Origin of the sequence: Streptomyces fragilis, from assembly GCF_003112515.1 — a bacterium.
GTDB lineage: Bacteria > Actinomycetota > Actinomycetes > Streptomycetales > Streptomycetaceae > Streptomyces > Streptomyces fragilis.
On the sequence record NZ_BEVZ01000002.1, the window covers coordinates 54,059 to 71,932 of the forward strand.

Annotated in this window: 13 protein-coding genes and 1 pseudogene; 11 read left to right on the forward strand and 3 right to left on the reverse strand. The window is 73.2% G+C overall.

The window, feature by feature from the left end; translation table 11 throughout:
* Window positions 1-7: 7 nt before the first annotated feature.
* The 3 genes from Sfr03f_RS02310 to Sfr03f_RS02320 are packed head-to-tail and all read left to right on the forward strand — an operon-like array spanning window position 8 to window position 4,504.
* Entirely contained in the window at window positions 8-1,900 is a 1,893-nt protein-coding gene (locus tag Sfr03f_RS02310; RefSeq protein WP_108952004.1) for an IucA/IucC family protein, read from the forward strand.
* Window positions 1,897-2,517: a GNAT family N-acetyltransferase gene (locus Sfr03f_RS02315; protein ID WP_108952005.1), complete on the forward strand. Its 621-nt coding sequence runs from the start codon at window positions 1,897-1,899 to the stop codon at window positions 2,515-2,517. The genes Sfr03f_RS02310 and Sfr03f_RS02315 overlap by 4 nt, the downstream gene beginning before the upstream one ends.
* A 13-nt stretch (window positions 2,518-2,530) precedes the next feature.
* Window positions 2,531-4,504, forward strand: coding sequence for an ATP-dependent DNA helicase (locus Sfr03f_RS02320; protein ID WP_108952006.1), 1,974 nt, complete (start codon window positions 2,531-2,533; stop codon window positions 4,502-4,504).
* A 281-nt stretch (window positions 4,505-4,785) separates the two neighbouring features.
* Here the strand turns inward: Sfr03f_RS02320 and lexA are convergent, their stop codons facing one another.
* Window positions 4,786-5,592: a transcriptional repressor LexA gene (gene lexA, locus Sfr03f_RS02325; RefSeq protein WP_108952007.1), complete on the reverse strand. Its 807-nt coding sequence runs from the start codon at window positions 5,590-5,592 to the stop codon at window positions 4,786-4,788.
* 618 nt (window positions 5,593-6,210) lie between these two features.
* On the opposite strand from lexA, the gene nrdR reads away from it, so the two are divergent.
* Both nrdR and Sfr03f_RS02335 read left to right on the forward strand, forming a co-directional pair.
* Entirely contained in the window at window positions 6,211-6,786 is a 576-nt protein-coding gene (gene nrdR / locus Sfr03f_RS02330) for a transcriptional regulator NrdR (protein ID WP_108952008.1), read from the forward strand.
* A 170-nt stretch (window positions 6,787-6,956) separates the two neighbouring features.
* Window positions 6,957-9,836: a vitamin B12-dependent ribonucleotide reductase gene (locus Sfr03f_RS02335; RefSeq protein WP_108952009.1), complete on the forward strand. Its 2,880-nt coding sequence runs from the start codon at window positions 6,957-6,959 to the stop codon at window positions 9,834-9,836.
* Between the two features lie 103 nt (window positions 9,837-9,939).
* Here the strand turns inward: Sfr03f_RS02335 and Sfr03f_RS02340 are convergent, their stop codons facing one another.
* Window positions 9,940-10,479: a TerD family protein gene (locus Sfr03f_RS02340; RefSeq protein ID WP_108952010.1), complete on the reverse strand. Its 540-nt coding sequence runs from the start codon at window positions 10,477-10,479 to the stop codon at window positions 9,940-9,942.
* Window positions 10,480-10,679: 200 nt separating this feature from the next.
* Between Sfr03f_RS02340 and Sfr03f_RS02345 the strand changes: the two genes are divergently transcribed.
* The 6 genes and pseudogenes from Sfr03f_RS02345 (at window position 10,680) to Sfr03f_RS02370 (ending at window position 16,861) form a co-directional block, all read left to right on the forward strand.
* Window positions 10,680-11,303 carry a YdbC family protein gene (locus tag Sfr03f_RS02345; RefSeq protein ID WP_108952011.1) on the forward strand — a complete coding sequence of 208 codons (624 nt, stop codon included), beginning with the start codon at window positions 10,680-10,682 and terminating at the stop codon, window positions 11,301-11,303.
* Between the two features lie 49 nt (window positions 11,304-11,352).
* Window positions 11,353-12,057: a histidine phosphatase family protein gene (locus Sfr03f_RS02350; RefSeq protein ID WP_108952012.1), complete on the forward strand. Its 705-nt coding sequence runs from the start codon at window positions 11,353-11,355 to the stop codon at window positions 12,055-12,057.
* Window positions 12,038-12,958 (forward strand): annotated as a pseudogene (locus tag Sfr03f_RS02355) (ADP-ribosylglycohydrolase family protein); the annotation flags it as partial. The gene Sfr03f_RS02350 and the pseudogene Sfr03f_RS02355, both read left to right, overlap by 20 nt.
* A gap of 728 nt (window positions 12,959-13,686) precedes the next feature.
* A complete protein-coding gene (locus Sfr03f_RS02360) occupies window positions 13,687-15,126 on the forward strand; it encodes a DUF4153 domain-containing protein (RefSeq protein WP_245967364.1) in 1,440 nt (479 codons plus the stop codon).
* 345 nt (window positions 15,127-15,471) lie between these two features.
* Window positions 15,472-16,173, forward strand: a complete 702-nt coding sequence (gene rnhB / locus Sfr03f_RS02365) for a ribonuclease HII (RefSeq protein WP_108952015.1) — start codon at window positions 15,472-15,474, stop codon at window positions 16,171-16,173.
* Between the two features lie 79 nt (window positions 16,174-16,252).
* Window positions 16,253-16,861 carry a hypothetical protein gene (locus Sfr03f_RS02370; RefSeq protein ID WP_108952016.1) on the forward strand — a complete coding sequence of 203 codons (609 nt, stop codon included), beginning with the start codon at window positions 16,253-16,255 and terminating at the stop codon, window positions 16,859-16,861.
* A gap of 68 nt (window positions 16,862-16,929) precedes the next feature.
* Here the strand turns inward: Sfr03f_RS02370 and Sfr03f_RS02375 are convergent, their stop codons facing one another.
* Window positions 16,930-17,556: a hypothetical protein gene (locus Sfr03f_RS02375; protein ID WP_108952017.1), complete on the reverse strand. Its 627-nt coding sequence runs from the start codon at window positions 17,554-17,556 to the stop codon at window positions 16,930-16,932.
* Window positions 17,557-17,874: the final 318 nt, after the last annotated feature.

The following is a 17,874-nucleotide window of genomic DNA, read 5'->3' on the forward strand; positions in this document are numbered from 1 at the left end:
GGAACAGTTGAACGTCACCCCGCCCACCGAGCCGACCCTCCTGCCCCGCGCCAGGACCACCGGCGGCGACGCCGACGTGGACGGCGGCGCGGTCGCCGACCCGCTGGACGGCGCGGCCCCCCTGACCGTGGCCGACGCCGCCACCGTGGAGAACCTGCTGCGCTGCTGGGTGAGGGAGCGGAACCTGCCCGCCCCACCGCCCGGGGCACCGCTGCGGGTGCCGCTGCCCGCGTGCGGCACCGAGCTCGTCGTGCCGGTCCGGTACTGGTCGCCCACCGGCCTGCACCGCTTCGGCGCGCCCCGGCCCGCCACCGTGCCCGCGTCCACGCCCGCCGTGGACGCCACCCTGCTGGCCGCCCTGCTGGCGCGGGAGACAGCGGCCCACGAGGAGACGGCTCCGCACGAGGGGACCGCGGCCCCCGGCCGACCGGGGGCGGCGCCCGGCGAGGGCCCCGACCTGGTCGCGCGGGTGATCGACTCGGTCCGCCGCACCGCCGTGTTCCTGACCGAGCGCACCCACGGCCCGGCCCCCGCTCCCGCTCCCGACCTCTTCCTCGACGCCGAACAGGCCCTGCTCCTCGGGCACTCCTTCCACCCGGCCCCCAAGAGCCGCGAAGGACTGACCGAGGAGGAACTCGCGCGGTACTCCCCGGAGACCCGGGGCGCGTTCCCCCTGCGCTGGGTCGCGGTCGCCCCCGGCGCCCTGGCCGCCGACTCGGCGTGGACCGAGGGCGGCAGAACCGTGCCCGCCCAGGACCTGACCGCCCGGCTGCACGGCCCGGCCCCCGACGCCCCGACCGGGCACGCGCTGCTTCCCGTGCACCCCTGGCAGTGGCGGCGGCTGCGCGACGACGGCCGGGTGACGGCGCTGCTGGACGCCGGCCTCCTCACCGACCTCGGCGCCCGGGGCGAACCCTGGAGCCCCACCTCGTCCGTCCGCACCCTGTACCGCACCGGCGCCCCCACGATGCTCAAGCTGTCACTGGGCCTGCGCGTCACCAACTCGCTCCGGGAGAACCTCCGCAAGGAACTCCACCGGGGCGTCGAGGTCCACCGGCTGCTGCGCGGCGACCTCGGCGCCCGGCTGCGCGCCGCCCACCCCGGCTTCGACGTCGTCCGGGACCCCGCCTGGCTGGCCGTGGACGCCCCGGACGGCAGCCCGCTGCGCGGGCTCGACGCGGTGCTGCGGCACAACCCCTTCGGCCCGGCCGACGACGTGCTGTGCGTCGCCGCGCTCTGCGCCCCCCGGCCCGCCGGCACGCGCCGCCCCGGCCGGCCCGTCTCCCGGCTCGCCGGCCTGGTCACCGGCCTCGCCGAACGCACCGGACGGCCCCTGGACGCGGTCTGCGCCGAGTGGCTCCTGCGGTACCTGCACGCCGTCGTCCGCCCGGTGCTGTGGCTGGACGGGGAGGCGGGCGTCGCGCTCGAGGCCCACCAGCAGAACACCCTGGTCGTCCTCGACGCGGACGGCTGGCCGGCCGGCGGCCGCCACCGGGACAACCAGGGCTACTACTTCCGCGAGTCCCACCGGGCCCGGCTGGAGGCCCTGCTGCCCGGCGTGGGCCGCCGCAGCGACACCTTCGTCGCCGACGCCGTCACCGACGAACGCCTCGCCTACTACCTCGGCGTCAACAACGTCCTCGGCCTGATCGGCGCGTTCGGCTCGCAGCGGCTCGCCGACGAGCGCCTGCTGCTCGCCGCGTTCCGCCGCTTCCTGTCCGACGTGAGCACCGGGCCCGGCCGCACCCGCTCCCCGCTGCCCGCCCGGCTGCTCGACGAGCCGCTGCTGCGGTGCAAGGCCAACCTGCTCACCCGCCTGCGCGGACTCGACGAACTCGTCGGCCCGGTCGACACGCAGTCGGTGTACGTGACCGTCGCCAACCCGGTGTACGCCGGATGACCGCCGCCGCGACCGCCCAGGCCTCCCCGGGCCTGGCCCGGCCCCGTCACCCGGGCCCGGCCGACGAGTGGTCTGCGGCCGCCACCCGGGCCGGGGAGTTCAGGCTGCTGCCCGTGCGTGTCGCGGAACACCTCGGCCTCGTCCACCGGTGGATGAACGACCCGGTGGTGGCGGCGTTCTGGGAGCTCGCCGGGCCGCCCCGGCGGACCGAGGAACACCTGCGCGCGCAGTACGCCGGCGGCGACCGGAGCCTGCCCTTCCTCGGCCTGCTCGACGGGCGGGCGATGAGCTACTGGGAGATCTACCGCGCCGACCTGGACCCGCTCGCCGACCACTACCCCGCGCGCCCCCACGACACCGGCGTGCACCTGCTGATCGGCGAGGCCGCCGACCGGGGCCGCGGGCTGGGCGCGGTGCTGCTGGACGCGGTGGCCCGGCTGGTCCTCCAGGAGCGTCCGGCCTGCCCGCGGGTGGTCGCCGAGCCCGACGTCCGCAACCACGCCTCCCTTGGCGCCTTCCGGAAGGCCGGTTTCCGCCGGGCCGCCGAGCTGGCGCTGCCCGGCAAACGCGCCGCCCTGCTGATCCGCGGGCGGAGCGTTGTCGGAGGGACGCACTAGGGTTGGTGGGGCTATGACGAAGCCCTCACTCCCCGAACTCCTGCACGCCGCGGTCGCGGCCGTCGGCGGCACGGAGCGTCCCGGTCAGGTAACCATGGCCGAAGCCGTCGCGGAGGCCATCGACGACGGAACGCACCTCCTGGTCCAGGCCGGCACCGGCACCGGAAAGTCGCTCGGCTACCTGGTGCCCGCCCTCGCGCACGGGGAGCGCGTGGTCGTCGCCACGGCCACCCTGGCCCTGCAGCGCCAGCTGGTCGAACGCGACCTGCCCCGCACCGTGGACTCGCTGCACCCGCTGCTGCGCCGCCGGCCCGAGTACGCGATGCTCAAGGGCCGCTCCAACTACCTGTGCCTGCACCGGCTGCACGAGGGCGTGCCGCAGGAGGAGGACGAGGGCCTCTTCGACCAGTTCGAGGCCGCCGCACCTACCAGCAAGCTCGGCCAGGACCTGCTCCGGCTGCGTGACTGGGCCGACGAGACCGAGAACGGCGACCGGGACGACCTCACCCCGGGCGTCTCCGACAAGGCCTGGCAGCAGGTGTCGGTCTCCTCCCGCGAATGCCTGGGCGCCACCAAGTGCGCCTACGGCGCCGAGTGCTTCGCCGAGGCCGCCCGCGAGCGGGCCAAGCTCGCCGACGTGATCGTCACCAACCACGCGCTGCTGGCCATCGACGCCATCGAGGGAGCCCCCGTCGTCCCCCAGCACGAGGTGCTGATCGTCGACGAGGCGCACGAGCTGGTCTCCCGGGTCACCGGCGTCGCCACCGGGGAGCTCACGCCCGGCCAGGTCGGCCGTGCGGTGCGCCGCGCCGCCAAGCTGGTCGACGAGAAGTACGCCGACCAGCTGCAGACCGCCTCGGAGGGCTTCGAGCGGGTCATGGAGCTGGCGCTGCCGGGCCGCCTGGAGGAGATCCCCGAGGACCTGTCCTACGCGCTCACCGCGCTGCGGGACGCCTGCCGGTCGGTGATCACCGCCCTCGGCAACACCCGGGACCGGTCCGTCCAGGACGAGGACGCCGTCCGCAAGCAGGCGCTGGCCTCCGTGGAGAACGTCCACGCCGTCGCCGAGCGGATCACCCACCACAACGAGTGGGACGTCGTCTGGTACGAGCGGCACGACCGGTTCGGGGCCTCGCTGCGCGTGGCGCCGCTGTCGGTGGCCGGACTGATGCGGGAGAAGCTGTTCGCCGACCGCAGCGTCGTGCTGGCCTCGGCGACGCTCAAGCTGGGCGGGGACTTCAACGGCGTGGCCGCGTCCTTGGGGCTCGGCCGCGAGGGTGCGGAGGGCGACGACCTTCCGCAGTGGAAGGGCGTCGACGTCGGCTCGCCGTTCGACTACCCGAAGCAGGGCATCCTGTACGTCGCCAAGCACCTGTCCCGGCCCGCCCGGGACGGTGACCGGGCGGACATGCTGGACGAGCTCACCGAGCTGATCCAGGCCGCGGGCGGGCGCACGCTTGGCCTGTTCTCCTCGATGCGGGCCGCACAGCTCGCGGCCGAGGAGCTGCGCGAACGGATCCCGGAGTTCCCCGTCCTGCTGCAGGGTGAGGAGACCCTCGGCGAGCTGATCAAGAACTTCGCGGCCGACCCGCGGACCTGCCTGTTCGGCACGCTCTCCCTCTGGCAGGGCGTGGACGTGCCGGGGCCCAGCTGCCAGCTGGTGGTCATGGACAAGATCCCGTTCCCCCGGCCCGACGACCCGCTGATGAGCGCGCGGCAGAAGGCCGTGGAGGAGGGCGGCGGCAACGGCTTCATGGCGGTCGCCGCCACCCACGCGGCGCTCCTGATGGCGCAGGGCGCCGGCCGCCTCGTCCGGGCCACCGGTGACCGCGGCGTGGTCGCCGTCCTCGACCAGCGGCTGGCGACGGCCCGGTACGGCAGCTTCCTCAAGGCGTCGATGCCGGACTTCTGGTACACGACCGACCGGAACCAGGTGCGCCGCTCGCTGGCGGCGATCGACGCCAAGGCGCAGGAGGAAGGCCGCTAGCGGGAACCGCACGGCGGCCCGGTGCCCGGTGGGCCGCCGCCCCGCGTCACCCGCCCGTAGCCGCCGGGCCCGAAGGCGCCCACTTGCGGCTGCCGGGTAGCGCCGCAGGGCCCGACGGCGCCCCCTGCGGCCGGGTAAGCACCCTGCCCGGCCCCTGGGGCCCCTGCGCACTCATAGGCGCCCTGCCAGGGGCCCAGGGGCCGCACCCGGACACGGCAGGGCCCCGGAACCGGCGCAGGGGTTCCGGGGCCCGGTCGAACGCGACCTGACGGCCGCCTGCCTCAGACGCGGCGCAGGACCGCGACCACCTTGCCCAGGATGGTGGCGTCGTCGCCCGGGATGGGCTCGTAGGCGGCGTTGTGCGGCAGCAGCCACACATGGCCGTCCTCACGCTTGAAGCGCTTGACCGTGGCCTCGCCGTCCAGCATCGCGGCGACGATGTCGCCGTTCTCCGCGACGGGCTGGCGGCGGACCGTGACCCAGTCGCCGTCACAGATCGCGGCCTCGATCATGGAGTCGCCGACGACCTTCAGCACGAACAGCTCGCCGTCGCCCACCAGCTGGCGGGGGAGCGGGAACACGTCCTCCACCGACTCCTCGGCCAGGATGGGCCCACCGGCGGCGATGCGGCCCACCAGGGGGACGTAGGACGCCGCCGGCTTGCCCGCGGTGTCCGTGGGCTGGACGGGAGCCGCCTGGTCCGACGCACGGACCTCGTAGGCGCGCGGCCGGTGCGGGTCGCGGCGCAGGAAGCCCTTGCGCTCGAGCGCCATCAGCTGGTGCGCCACGGAGGAGGTGCTGGAGAGGCCGACGGCCTGCCCGATCTCCCGCATGGACGGCGGGTACCCCCGGCGCTGCACCGAGTCACGGATCACCTCGATGACGCGCCGCTGGCGGTCGGTGAGGCCCGAGCTGTCCGCCCGGATGCCGGGAGGTCGGCCCGGCAGGGACCGCTTTGGCCCCTCGGGGTGCGCGGCTTCGTTCATCGCGGTGTTGATCCCGGCGTTGTTCACCGCGTGTGGCGGCTCGAGACGCCCCTGGGAGCGGTCCTGGGCGGTGATGGTGGCGCTGTCTGCGGTGGTGGTCACGTCGGCCCCTCTCGATGGTCTCCCTGCTGCACAACGGTAGAGGCTTTCGAAAGGTTGCGCCAAACACACGTTCGAGTGAAAAATGCCGATCCCTCTGACACGCGTTCGTGTTCGGGTGTAAGGCCGCACGCCACCCCGTTCCGGGACGAAAGAGGGCATCGGTATACGCTTCACACCGGTCCGCGCCCGCCTCGTCGGCGCCTCGTCCGTGCCCGGCCCGGACGGCCCACAGTCTGCCATCCGGTACCCCGGCCGGCCGACCCCATGGCATCCTCCGGCCCGGCATCTTCCCAGGAGTCGCGCGCCGTGTCCGCCGGGTGCTCACGGTACCTCCCCGACCGGCTCCGGGCGCTCCCCGCGGGCGTGCCCTCGGCCCGCTCCCCGCGGCCTGGCGCGGCCCGGCGCGGCCCGGCGCACGGGGCGGACGCGCCGGAGGGGCGCATTCCGCCGATTCCCCCCGCGGCCCCACATGTAGTGGTTGTGTTTCCGGCGCGACCCAGAAGTTGTGGTGGGGGTGGTCTGCGGGCCTCACGCCATCGCCTATGCTGGTGCTCGCTTCGAGGGGCCCAAGGGGTCCTTGAGGCCGTTGTTTCTGCCTGCGAGGAGGGTTGGAGAACCATGCACTGCCCCTTCTGCAGGCACCCCGACAGCCGGGTCGTCGACAGTCGTACGACCGACGACGGCACGTCGATCCGCAGGCGCCGGCAGTGCCCCGAGTGCACCCGGCGGTTCACCACCGTCGAGACGTGTTCACTCATGGTGATCAAGCGCTCCGGGGTCACCGAGCCGTTCAGCCGCAGCAAGGTCATCAGCGGCGTCCGCAAGGCATGTCAGGGCAGGCCGGTGACCGAGGACGCGCTGGCGAAGCTGGGACAGCGGGTCGAGGAGGCGCTGCGCGCCACCGGCAGCGCCGAGCTCACCACGCACGACGTGGGGCTGGCCATACTCGGTCCGCTCCAGGAGCTCGACCTGGTGGCCTACCTGCGCTTCGCGTCCGTCTACCGGGCCTTCGAGTCCCTGGAGGACTTCGAAGGCGCGATCGTGGAGCTGAGGGAAGCGAGGCGGCATCCCGCCTCCGGAGCGCCCGACGACGGCGCCGCGGGCGAGGACGCTTCGGGCGAGCGGGCCCGGGAAGACGACCGCGGGCAGGTGGAGCCGGTGAGCGCTCCCGTGCCCGTGAGCACCGCCGACTGAGCGAGCGGGCCGGAGCCGGGACAGCGGCCCGGACCGGCCCGGGACGGCGGTGGAAGGAAGACCGGCCGTGGGCGACGGCGTGAGGGCGGCCCACGGCTTACAGGACAGATACGTGCCCTATGGGAAGAACTGGGCACTTCAGGGCGTTTTGCCCGGTACAGGGAGGCGGCATGACAGAGACGGCGAGCGGTCCGGCACGAGGTTCCCGGGCCAAGGGTTCCAAGGCTGCTGCGGCCCGGCAGGGACTGCGCATCGAGCGCGTCCACACCACCCCCGGCGTGCACCCGTACGACGAGGTGGTCTGGGAGCGCCGTGACGTCGTCATGACCAACTGGCGCGACGGCTCGATCAACTTCGAGCAGCGTGGCGTCGAGTTCCCCGACTTCTGGTCGGTGAACGCGGTCAACATCGTCACCAGCAAGTACTTCCGCGGCGCGGTCGGCACGCCGCAGCGGGAGACCGGCCTCCGGCAGCTGATCGACCGGATCGTGAAGACGTACCGCAAGGCCGGCGAGGACCACAAGTACTTCGCCTCGCCCGCGGACGCCGAGATCTTCGAGCACGAGCTGGCCTATGCCCTGCTGCACCAGATCTTCAGCTTCAACAGCCCGGTCTGGTTCAACGTCGGCACGCCGCAGCCGCAGCAGGTCTCCGCCTGCTTCATCCTCTCCGTCGACGACTCCATGGAATCGATCCTGGAGTGGTACAAGGAAGAGGGCATGATCTTCAAGGGCGGTTCGGGCGCGGGCCTGAACCTGTCCCGCATCCGCTCCTCCAAGGAGCTCCTCTCCTCCGGCGGCAACGCCTCCGGCCCGGTCTCCTTCATGCGCGGCGCCGACGCCTCCGCGGGAACCATCAAGTCCGGCGGCGCCACCCGCCGCGCGGCCAAGATGGTCATCCTCGACGTCGACCACCCCGACGTGGAGAACTTCATCGAGACCAAGGTGAAGGAGGAGGAGAAGATCCGCGCCCTGCGCGACGCGGGCTTCGACATGGACCTGGGCGGCGACGACATCACGTCCGTCCAGTACCAGAACGCCAACAACTCGGTCCGCGTGAACGACGAGTTCATGAAGGCCGTGGAGTCCGGCTCCAAGTTCGGCCTGCGCGCCCGCATGACCGGCGAGGTCATCGAGGAGGTCGACGCCAAGGACCTGTTCCGCAAGATGGCCGAGGCCGCCTGGGCCTGTGCCGACCCCGGCATCCAGTACGACGACGTCATCAACCACTGGCACACCTGCCCGGAGTCCGGCCGGATCAACGGCTCGAACCCGTGCAGCGAGTACATGCACCTGGACAACACGTCCTGCAACCTCGCCTCGCTGAACCTGATGAAGTTCCTGAAGGACGACGGCAAGGGCAAGCAGTCCTTCGACGTCGAGCGCTTCCAGAAGGTCGTCGAGCTGGTCATCACCGCGATGGACATCTCGATCTGCTTCGCGGACTTCCCCACCGAGAAGATCGGTGAGAACACCCGCGCCTTCCGCGAGCTGGGCATCGGCTACGCCAACCTCGGCGCCCTGCTGATGGCCACCGGCCACGCCTACGACTCGGACGGCGGCCGCGCCCTCGCCGGCTCCATCACCTCCCTGATGACCGGCACCGCCTACCGCCGCTCCGCCGAGCTGGCCGCCGTCGTCGGCCCGTACGACGGCTACGCCCGCAACGCCGAGCCGCACCAGCGCGTGATGAAGCAGCACTCCGACGCCAACGCCGTGGCCGTCCGCATGGACGACCTGGACTCCCCGGTGTGGGCCGCCGCCACCGAGGCCTGGCAGGACGTCCTGCGCCTCGGTGCGCAGAACGGCTTCCGCAACTCCCAGGCGTCCGTCCTGGCCCCGACCGGCACCATCGGTCTGGCCATGGGCTGCGACACCACGGGCGTCGAGCCGGACCTGGCCCTGGTCAAGTTCAAGAAGCTCGTCGGCGGCGGTTCGATGCAGATCGTCAACGGCACCGTGCCGCAGGCCCTGCGCCGCCTGGGCTACCAGGAGGAGCAGATCGAGGCGATCGTCGCCCACATCGCCGAGCACGGCAACGTGATCGACGCGCCGAGCCTCAAGCCGGAGCACTACGAGGTCTTCGACTGCGCCATGGGCGAGCGCGCCATCTCCCCGATGGGCCACGTCCGCATGATGGCCGCGATCCAGCCGTGGATCTCGGGCGCCATCTCCAAGACGGTCAACATGCCGGAGACGGCGACCGTCGAGGAGGTCGAGGAGATCTACTTCGAGGCGTGGAAGCTGGGCGTCAAGGCGCTCGCCATCTACCGCGACAACTGCAAGGTCGGCCAGCCCCTCTCCGCCAAGAAGAAGGAGGAGGAGAAGAAGGCCGAGCCCGTCGCCGAGGCCCCGGCCAAGGTCGAGAAGGTCGTCGAGTACCGCCCGGTGCGCAAGCGCCTGCCGAAGGGACGGCCCGGGATCACCACCTCCTTCACCGTCGGCGGCGCCGAGGGTTACATGACCGCCAACTCCTACCCGGACGACGGTCTCGGCGAGGTCTTCCTGAAGATGTCGAAGCAGGGCTCGACCCTTGCCGGCATGATGGACGCCTTCTCGATCGCCGTCTCGGTGGGCCTGCAGTACGGCGTGCCGCTGGAGACCTACGTCTCGAAGTTCACCAACATGCGCTTCGAGCCGGCCGGCATGACGGACGACCCGGACGTGCGGATGGCGCAGTCGATCGTCGACTACATCTTCCGCCGCCTGGCGCTGGACTTCCTGCCCTTCGAGACGCGGTCCGCGCTCGGCATCCACACCGCCGAGGAGCGTCAGCGCCACCTGGAGACCGGTTCCTACGAGCCGATCTTCGAGGAGGACGACATGGACACCGAGACCCTCGCCCAGTCGGCGCCCGTGGTGACGCCGAAGGCCGAGGCCCCGGTCGCCAAGCCGGCGCCGCGTGAGTCGCACACCAACGCGGAACTGGTCGAGATGCAGCTGGGCATCCAGGCCGACGCCCCGCTGTGCTTCTCCTGCGGCACCAAGATGCAGCGGGCCGGTTCCTGCTACGTCTGCGAGGGCTGCGGCTCCACCAGCGGCTGCAGCTGACACGGCCGACGGGCCGCGTGACCACCACAGGTGACGCGGCCCGCCGGGCGAACCGACGGCAGGAGGCGCTTCCCGCTCCTCCTGCCGTCGCGTGCGTTGCAGGTCAGGCGTCGGGCGCGGCGCCCATGGCCCGGGGGAAGCCCTCCGCGTCGTCGAAGCCGCGCACCGCCGGGCGGAAGCTCCAGCGGCCGCCCTCGCGGACGAACTCGGCCAGCGTGGCGGCGCGGGCGCCGGGGACCGCCGCGAAGTCCTCCTCGGCCAGCGCCGTGTACCCCTCGGCCACCCGGTAACGCGCGTGCGGGACCTGGGAGAAGACGCGCTCCCCGTTGCTCTGCTGTATCACCGTGCCGACCACGACGCGGCCGAACTCCTCGGCGAGACGGCCCAGTTCGAGGGTCATCACCTCGTCCCAGCCGAACCCCTTGCCGTCCCGGCTGTCCCGGCTCAAGGTGATCGTGCCGTCCGGCGAGCGGCTGTCGAAGTGCACCAGGTACACGGGCGTGCCGTGGGGGTCGGCATGCCGGTAGACACCCGCCACCAGGTCGAGGTCGATGGCCGGTTGCCCCATCGGGCTGGGGTCCCACTTCAGTGACACCTCGACCTTGGCGATTCCCTTGCCGATGCCGGAAACGCTGCCGGACATTGTCTCCCCTTCCCTGGGCCTGGGTCCGTGCGGCCTTCCGACGCCCGTGACGCCGAGGTCGGTTGATCACCCCACAGGTCCAACCGGACCGCCCAGAAGGCCGGTTGTCCATCCTGCCACGCCTGTGCGAGCCACCACCGGTGAGTGCGCCGGTAGTTCGCGCCCTCCAGCGCCGCTCCCCGTGGCCTTACGATGGCGCGGTGCTGGTCAAGTGGATTCGCTGCACGGTCACGGACCCCCGGGGGTTCGAGCAGGGGCAGCGAAAATGGGCGGGTCTGCGCGGCGAGTCCGGCTTCCAGGGGCAGGGGGGTGGGTGGAGCCGGGTGCGGCCGGGTGTCGTGCACCTCTTCTCCTTCTGGGAGAGCCGGGTGCTCTACGACTCGTTCATGGCGCTCTCCCACGACCGGCTGGCCACCGCCCAGGCCGGAACCTTCCGCGACCCCCGGGTCCGGCTCTTCACCCACCGGTTCGACGTGAAGACCGGCTTCCGGCCGCGGTTCGCCGAGGCCGACCGGGTCCGGGTGGCCCACTGCCGGGTGCACGAGGAGCGCGCCGAGCACTTCGCGTTGATGCAGGAGAAGGTGTGGAACCCCGCGATGGCGGGTTCCCCCGGCATGGTGCGCGGGCTGTTCGCCGAGGCGCCAGGACCCGAGTTCATGATCCTCTCGATGTGGCAGTCGACCGCCGAGCGGGCCAAGTACCGCACGGAGCGCATCGAGCGGCTCGCCCTGCGCGCCCAGCTCGAGGCGGACGTGGCGGACCTCGACGGCGACATCGTGGAGCTGGAGCCCACCTGGACGGTGATTCCGGCCCAACGTCCCTGAAGGGCCGGCAGGCCGTCGCGGGTGCCCCCGGCCGATCTAGGGTTGCCGTATGCCCCGACCACGTCGCATCGTCCTCGTCCGGCACGGCGAGTCCTCCGGCAACGCCGACGACTCCGTCTACGAGCAGACCCCGGACCACGCCCTCCCCCTCACCGCCCAGGGCTGGAAGCAGGCCGAGCAGACCGGCCGCCGGCTCCGCGAGCTGTTCGGCGAGGAGCGGGTGAGCGTCTACGTCTCGCCCTACCGCCGGACCCACGAGACCTTCCAAGGGCTCGGTCTCCACCCTGCGCGGGTGCGGGTCCGCGAGGAGCCCCGGCTGCGCGAGCAGGACTGGGGCAACCTGCAGGACCCGAAGGACGTGGCGCGCCAGAAGGAGAACCGTGACACCTACGGTCACTTCTTCTACCGCTTCGCCCAGGGGGAGTCCGGCGCCGACGTCTACGACCGGGTCGGCGGCTTCCTGGAGAGCCTGTTCCGCAGCTTCGAGCACCCCGACCACCCGCCGAACGTCCTGCTGGTCACCCACGGCCTGGCGATGCGGCTCTTCTGCATGCGCTGGTTCCACTGGACGGTCGACGAGTTCGAGTCGCTCTCCAATCCCGGGAACGGCGAGACGCGCATGCTCGTTCTCGGGGAGAACGGCAAGTACACCCTGGACCGGCCCTTCGACCGCTGGCGCGAGCCCGTGCCGAAAGCCCCTGGCCGGAGGCGGGGGCAACCTGCAGGATGGCAGCGTGACGACCGCGACCACTGACCCCTCTTCCTCCTCGGGAGCACGCCTGGACCGTGCCCTCGCCTCCCTGACCGGCCTCGCCGTGGGTGACGCCCTCGGCTCCCAGTTCTTCGTCCCCGCCAACGGACCGCTGCTGCGCGGCGGCGACCTCCCGCCCGGCACCTGGGGCTGGACCGACGACACCGAGATGGCCTGCTCGGTGGTGGCCGTCCTCGCGGCGCGCGGCGGCGTCGACCAGGACGAGCTCGCCGCCGCCTTCGCCCGGCACCACGACTTCGACCGCGGCTACGGCCCTGCGGTCAACCGGATGCTCCGCCTCGTGCGCGAGGGCGGGGACTGGCGTGAGCTGTCCGCCGCGCTGTTCGAGGGCCAGGGGTCATGGGGCAACGGGGCCGCCATGCGGGTCGCCCCGCTGGGCGCCTGGTTCGCCGACGACCCGGAGCGGGCGGTCCGCGAGGCCACCCTGTCCGCGGTAACCACCCACCGCCACCCCGAGGGGGTGGCCGGGGCACAGGCGGTCGCCGCGGCCGCGGCACTGGCCTCGCGGTCCGGGGGCGCGCACCGGCCGGAGGAGCTGATCGACGGGGTGCTGGCCCTGCTGCCGGCCCGGAGCATGGTCGGCCTCGGGCTGGAGCGGGTGCGCACGCTGCTCGACTACGAGGACTCCGCCACCGTGGCCGCGGTGGTCGGCTGCGGGCGGCGCAGCACCGCGCAGGACACGGTGCCGTTCGCCCTGTGGTCCGCGGCGCGGGCGGGCAACGACTTCCGCAAGGCCTTCTGGGCCACCGCCCGGGCCGGCGGGGACGTGGACACCACCTGCGCGGTGGTGGGCGGCGTCGTCGCGGCGGCGGGCCCGGCCGGAGCGCCGCCCGCGGAGTGGACCGGGCGCACCGAGCCGCTCCCGGCGTGGGTACCGGAGTCGGCGGGGCTCGAGCCGGTGGGTCCGGAGTCGGTGGGTCCCGAACCGACGGGTACCGAGCCGGCGGGTCCTGAGTCGGTGGGTCCGGAGTCGTTGGGCCTGGAGTCGGTGGGCCTGGGATCGGCGGGTCCGCGGGAGGCGGTCGGGCCGGCTGCCGGGTGACGGGCTCCCCTGGCTCGTTTCCCGACCGCTGTGCGCCGGTGGGTCCCCCCGTGCCGCGAAGCGCCCCGTGTCAACGGACCCGTGTCGACGGACCCGTGTGTCACAGACATGCCACAGGGTTGCCACAGACTCCTCCGTTCCGGTCCGCCCCCGCCGGGCGGTACTAGCGTGAGCCGCCGCTGCCTGGTGATCATGCGGCGCTCATCACGACACACCGCACCGGGACCGGCCCCGTACCGACCCGCGCCGCACCGGCGTGCGTTCCGGCAGGACCGTCGGGCCTCGTCCGTCGTGCGGTGGGGGAGGGGTCCCGGTTGTCCGACATACCACCTCAGGAGCCTCAGGACGGGTCCGCCGAGAAGCCGGAGGGCGTGACTCGGGGCGGTGACGACTCGGGGGCGCCTCATCCGCCCCCCGCTGCGGCCGCGGCCGACGGGGACAGGTCCCGGGCCGGTGCCACCGGTCCGTGGCCGCCGCCGTCCGGCGCCTGGGCGCCCGGCCCGCGGGTCGCCGGACCGCCGCCGGTCCCGGGCTGGTTCGACAAGGTCAGGGGCGGAGCCCCGGCCCCCGTGACCACGGTGACGCTGTGGGCGGCGCTCGCGGCGGGACTCGTCGCCGCCCTGGTGCTCGCGGAAGGGCTCGGGGTCAATCTGCTCCTGGCGGCCGTTCCCGCAGCCGTGGCCGCCTGGGCGGCTGCCCGCCGGGCGAAGCGCGGGCCCCGGCCGTGGACGGTGGTGTGGGCGGCGGCCGGACTCGCCCTGCTGGTGGTGCCCGCGCTGCGGGACGCCGGCTGGCCGGTGTTCCTCGCGGTGGCCGGAGCCTTCGCCATGGGCGCGCTGGCCCTCAACGGAGGCCGTTCCTGGGCGGCGGTGCTGCTCGCCCCGCTCGGACTGTGCGGGGCCACCGTCCCGGGTCTCGCCTGGGCGGCCCGCGGGCTCAAGGAGCGGGCCGCGGGCACCTCGGGCCGACTGGGACCGGTGCTGCGCGGGACCGGCGTGGCCGTCGTGCTGCTGGTCGTCTTCGGTGCGCTGTTCGCGGGTGCCGACGCGGCCTTCGCGGACCTGCTGAGCAACCTCGTGCCGGACCTGGAGGAGCCCGCCGACGGGCCGCTGCGGCTGGTGACCTTCGTCCTCGGCGTCGTCGGCGCGCTCGCGGCCGCCCGCACGGCGGCCGCTCCGGTGCCCTGGGACCGCACCCGCGTCCCCGCGGGACGGCCCCGTGGCCGCACCGAGTGGGCGCTGCCGCTGATCGTGCTGACCGTGCTGTTCGCGGCGTTCAACGCGGTGCAGTTGGCGGTGCTGTTCGGCGGCTACGACGCGGTGCTGGACAAGACCGGCCTGACCTACTCCGAGTACGCGCGCCAGGGCTTCTGGCAGCTGCTGATCGTCACCCTGCTGTTCCTGGTCGTGGTGATCGTCGCCGCCCGCACGGCGCCCCGGTCGGGGCCGCGTGACCGCGTGCTGGTGCGCGGCGTCCTGGGGGTGCTCTGCGCGCTCGCCCTGGTCGTCGTGGCCTCCGCGGTGCGGCGCATGGACATGTACGTCGACGCCTACGGACTGACCCGGCTGAGGATTTCCGTGCTGGCCATGGAGTTCTGGCTGGGCCTGGTGATCGTCCTGGTCATGGCGGCGGGGGTCTGGGGCGCCCGGTGGCTGCCCCGCGCCGTCGCCGTCTCGGCCGCCGCGGGCGTGCTGGCGTTCGGCCTGATGTCCCCCGACGCGTTGATCGCCGAACACAACGTCACGCGGTACACGGCGAACGGGAAGATCGACCGGGCGTACCTCGAGGGCCTGTCCGTCGACGCGGTGCCGGCCCTCGACCGTCTCGAGGAGCCCCTGCGCAGCTGCCTGCTCGCCGAGTACACCGACGAGCTGGACGACGCCCCGCCCTGGTACGCGACCAGCTGGAGCGAGCGGGAGGCCCGCCGGATCCTCGCCGACCGGCCGGCCGACCCGGATCCCGTGTCGTGCGACGTCGGTTCCCGCTGGGAGGACGACCTGTACGAGTAGATCACCGGTGCCACGCGGGGTCTTTGGCTCCGCGCGGCACCGGTGGGCGTGGGGTGGGCCCTCCGGGTCGCTGCGGGATGCGCGCGAGCCTTCGCTTGTGCGTATCCCGTGCGGGTGGCGGTCGTGGAGCGTCGACCAGTGAGGCGGGGACCAGGGTGCCGAACTGCGGTCCCCGGTCGTCGTGAAGCCGCCGGAAGGGCGTTCCCGGGCCGACGGAGCCCTGCCCGTCCGTGCGGTCGCCCCGCCGTGTGCGACGTGCGCGAACGCGAACACGAGCAGGAGCGGCCGGGTCTGAGCGGGACCGGGGGTCCCGGCCGCCCGAAGGCGGCGTAGGCTAAGAGCGTCATGCCCTACGAACCGCCTACACACACCGTCGAGCGCTCCCTGCGCGCCACGACCGGAGCCAAGGTCGTCGCCGGTGTCGACGAGGTGGGCCGAGGCGCCTGGGCCGGCCCGGTCACCGTCTGCGCGGCCATAACGGGCCTCCGGCGTCCTCCCCAAGGCCTCACCGACTCCAAGCTGCTCACGGTGAAGCGGCGCAACGAACTCGCCGGAGAACTCCGCGACTGGGTCACCGCCTACGCACTGGGGCACTCCTCGCCGGAGGAGATCGACGAACTGGGCATGACCGCCGCGCTGCGGCTCGCCGCGGTGCGCGCGCTGGAGGCCCTTCCGGTCCGGCCGGACGCGGTGATCCTCGACGGCAAGCACGACTACCTGGGCGCCCCGTGGCAGGTACGCACGGTGATCAAGGGCGACCGGAGTTGCGTCGCCGTCGCCGCTGCCTCGGTGATCGCCAAGGTCGAGCGGGACGCGATGATGGCGGAACTGGGCGCAGGTCACGAGGACTTCGCCTTCGCGGCCAACGCCGGCTATCCGTCCCCCGTCCACCGCGCCGCGCTGGAGGAAAGGGGACCCACCCCTCACCACCGTCTGTCGTGGGCGTATCTTGATGCGCTGCCACGGTGGCGGCACCTGAAGAAGGTCCGCACCTGGGCGGAGGCGAGTGTGCCGGAGATCGAGGGCCAACTGGGCTTCGACTTCTGACCGCTCCGCTTCCCGCGGCACCACCCCATGACGTGCCCCCGACACACTGGGGCGCACCGACACCGATGGACAACCGACCATGCCTCTCAGTCCCGAGGAGCCCCAGATTCCCGAGAGCGCCCAGGGCGGCACCGCTGCGGCCCCCAGCCGTAACGTGCCGACCCCCCGCCCCGTCCCCGGCCCGCGCCCCGCGGCCGCCGCGCGTCCCGGCCGACCGGGTCCGCGTCCGGTCACGCCCACGCAGCGCACGGCCCCCAAGCCCGGTCCCAAGGCCGCCCCGTCGGCGCCGGCCGCCGGCGCCCCGCAGGTCCAGCTGATCCCCGCCCCGCTGGACGGTGCGCTGGACGCCGCGGAGGAGGCCGTCGACCTGCTGCTCGACTCCGGTCGTGCTCCCGGCGAGATCCTGCTGATCACCACCGGCGACCCGCACCCGTGGGCCGTCCACGAGCTGTCCTTCGGCGAAGCCGCCTACTGGGCGCAGCACGACGCCGGTGACGACGTCTTCTACGCCGGCGCGACCGTGCTGGACCGGCTCGCGCCGCGTCCGGTGGCCGTGATCGCCGTCAACGGCGGCACCGACGCCGAGGTGGCCGAGGCGCTGCCTGCCGCGCTGCGCCGGGCCGGTTCGCTGCTGATCGTCTGCGGCGAGCGGCAGCGGGTCGACGCGGTGCTGGGCGCCGGGGTCTGATCCCTGGTCCGCCCGCGCCGCGGGCGGACCAGGGACGGTCGTCCCGTGCGGGCCCGACGGCCCCGCCGTCAGCGGGCCGCCGCGCGCCGCAGGATCTCGGACGCCGCTCCACCCGTGCGGGGCAGCGGGATGGTCGCCGTGCCGCCGAACAGCTCGGGCGGCGACTCAAGATGAGGGCGCCGCCCGCCGCGTCCCTCGCCCTGGACCTGCCAGCCGTCCCTGGTCAGGGTGATGTAGGCGCCGCAGCGAAGCCCGTGCAGCGTGCAGGCGTCACGAAGGCCCCACATCCAGGCGCCGTCCTCCTCGGTCCAGCGGCTGTCGCCCTCCCGGCAGTACAGCAGCACCGCTGTGCGCACCGGACTGCGGCGGCGCAGGTCGTGGGGGATCACCCGGCGCAGCTGCGCCAGCAGGGCGTTGCGGAACATCCAGCCGTCCGCCGGTGTGCCGGGCCGGCGGGCGAACGAGGCGCTGGCGCGCAGCCGTTCGTCCGGGTCGAGGACGGCGACCACCGCCGTGTCGGGCTTGGGCAGGTGCCTGGAATGCAGGCCGTTGACGACCTCGCGAGGGTTGCGCAGCAGTGGCACCTCGGCGGCGCTCCACTCCGCGGGCTCGAGCAGGCGACTGGCGGACACGGCGGACGGGTCGGCGGACGTCGACGCGGCTGCCGCGGAGGACGGGGCGAATCCGAAGGTCACGGTCCTCCCTTCGGCAGGTACGCCCACAACGCGGGCGGGGTCGGATTCGGGGGAGCGCACCACGAGGCTCCCGGCCGTTCGACGGCGGGTCAACGCGGGGGCGGATCTCAATTCTCGCCCTCGAACTGAGCGTCGGCAACGAGCAATTGAGGTCGCTGACCGCTTTCTGGTGTTCCGTCTTCAATATCCCCACGGCGCAGGCGCGCCAACCGGCGCACAGAGTAATCAGGACGCTCCGGTTCCGCCTGCCGCTCCGGTGAACCGCGAGTTCCGCGTTCCTGGGGACACGCTGCGTGTTCGTCGCCTGCGACACGCTGC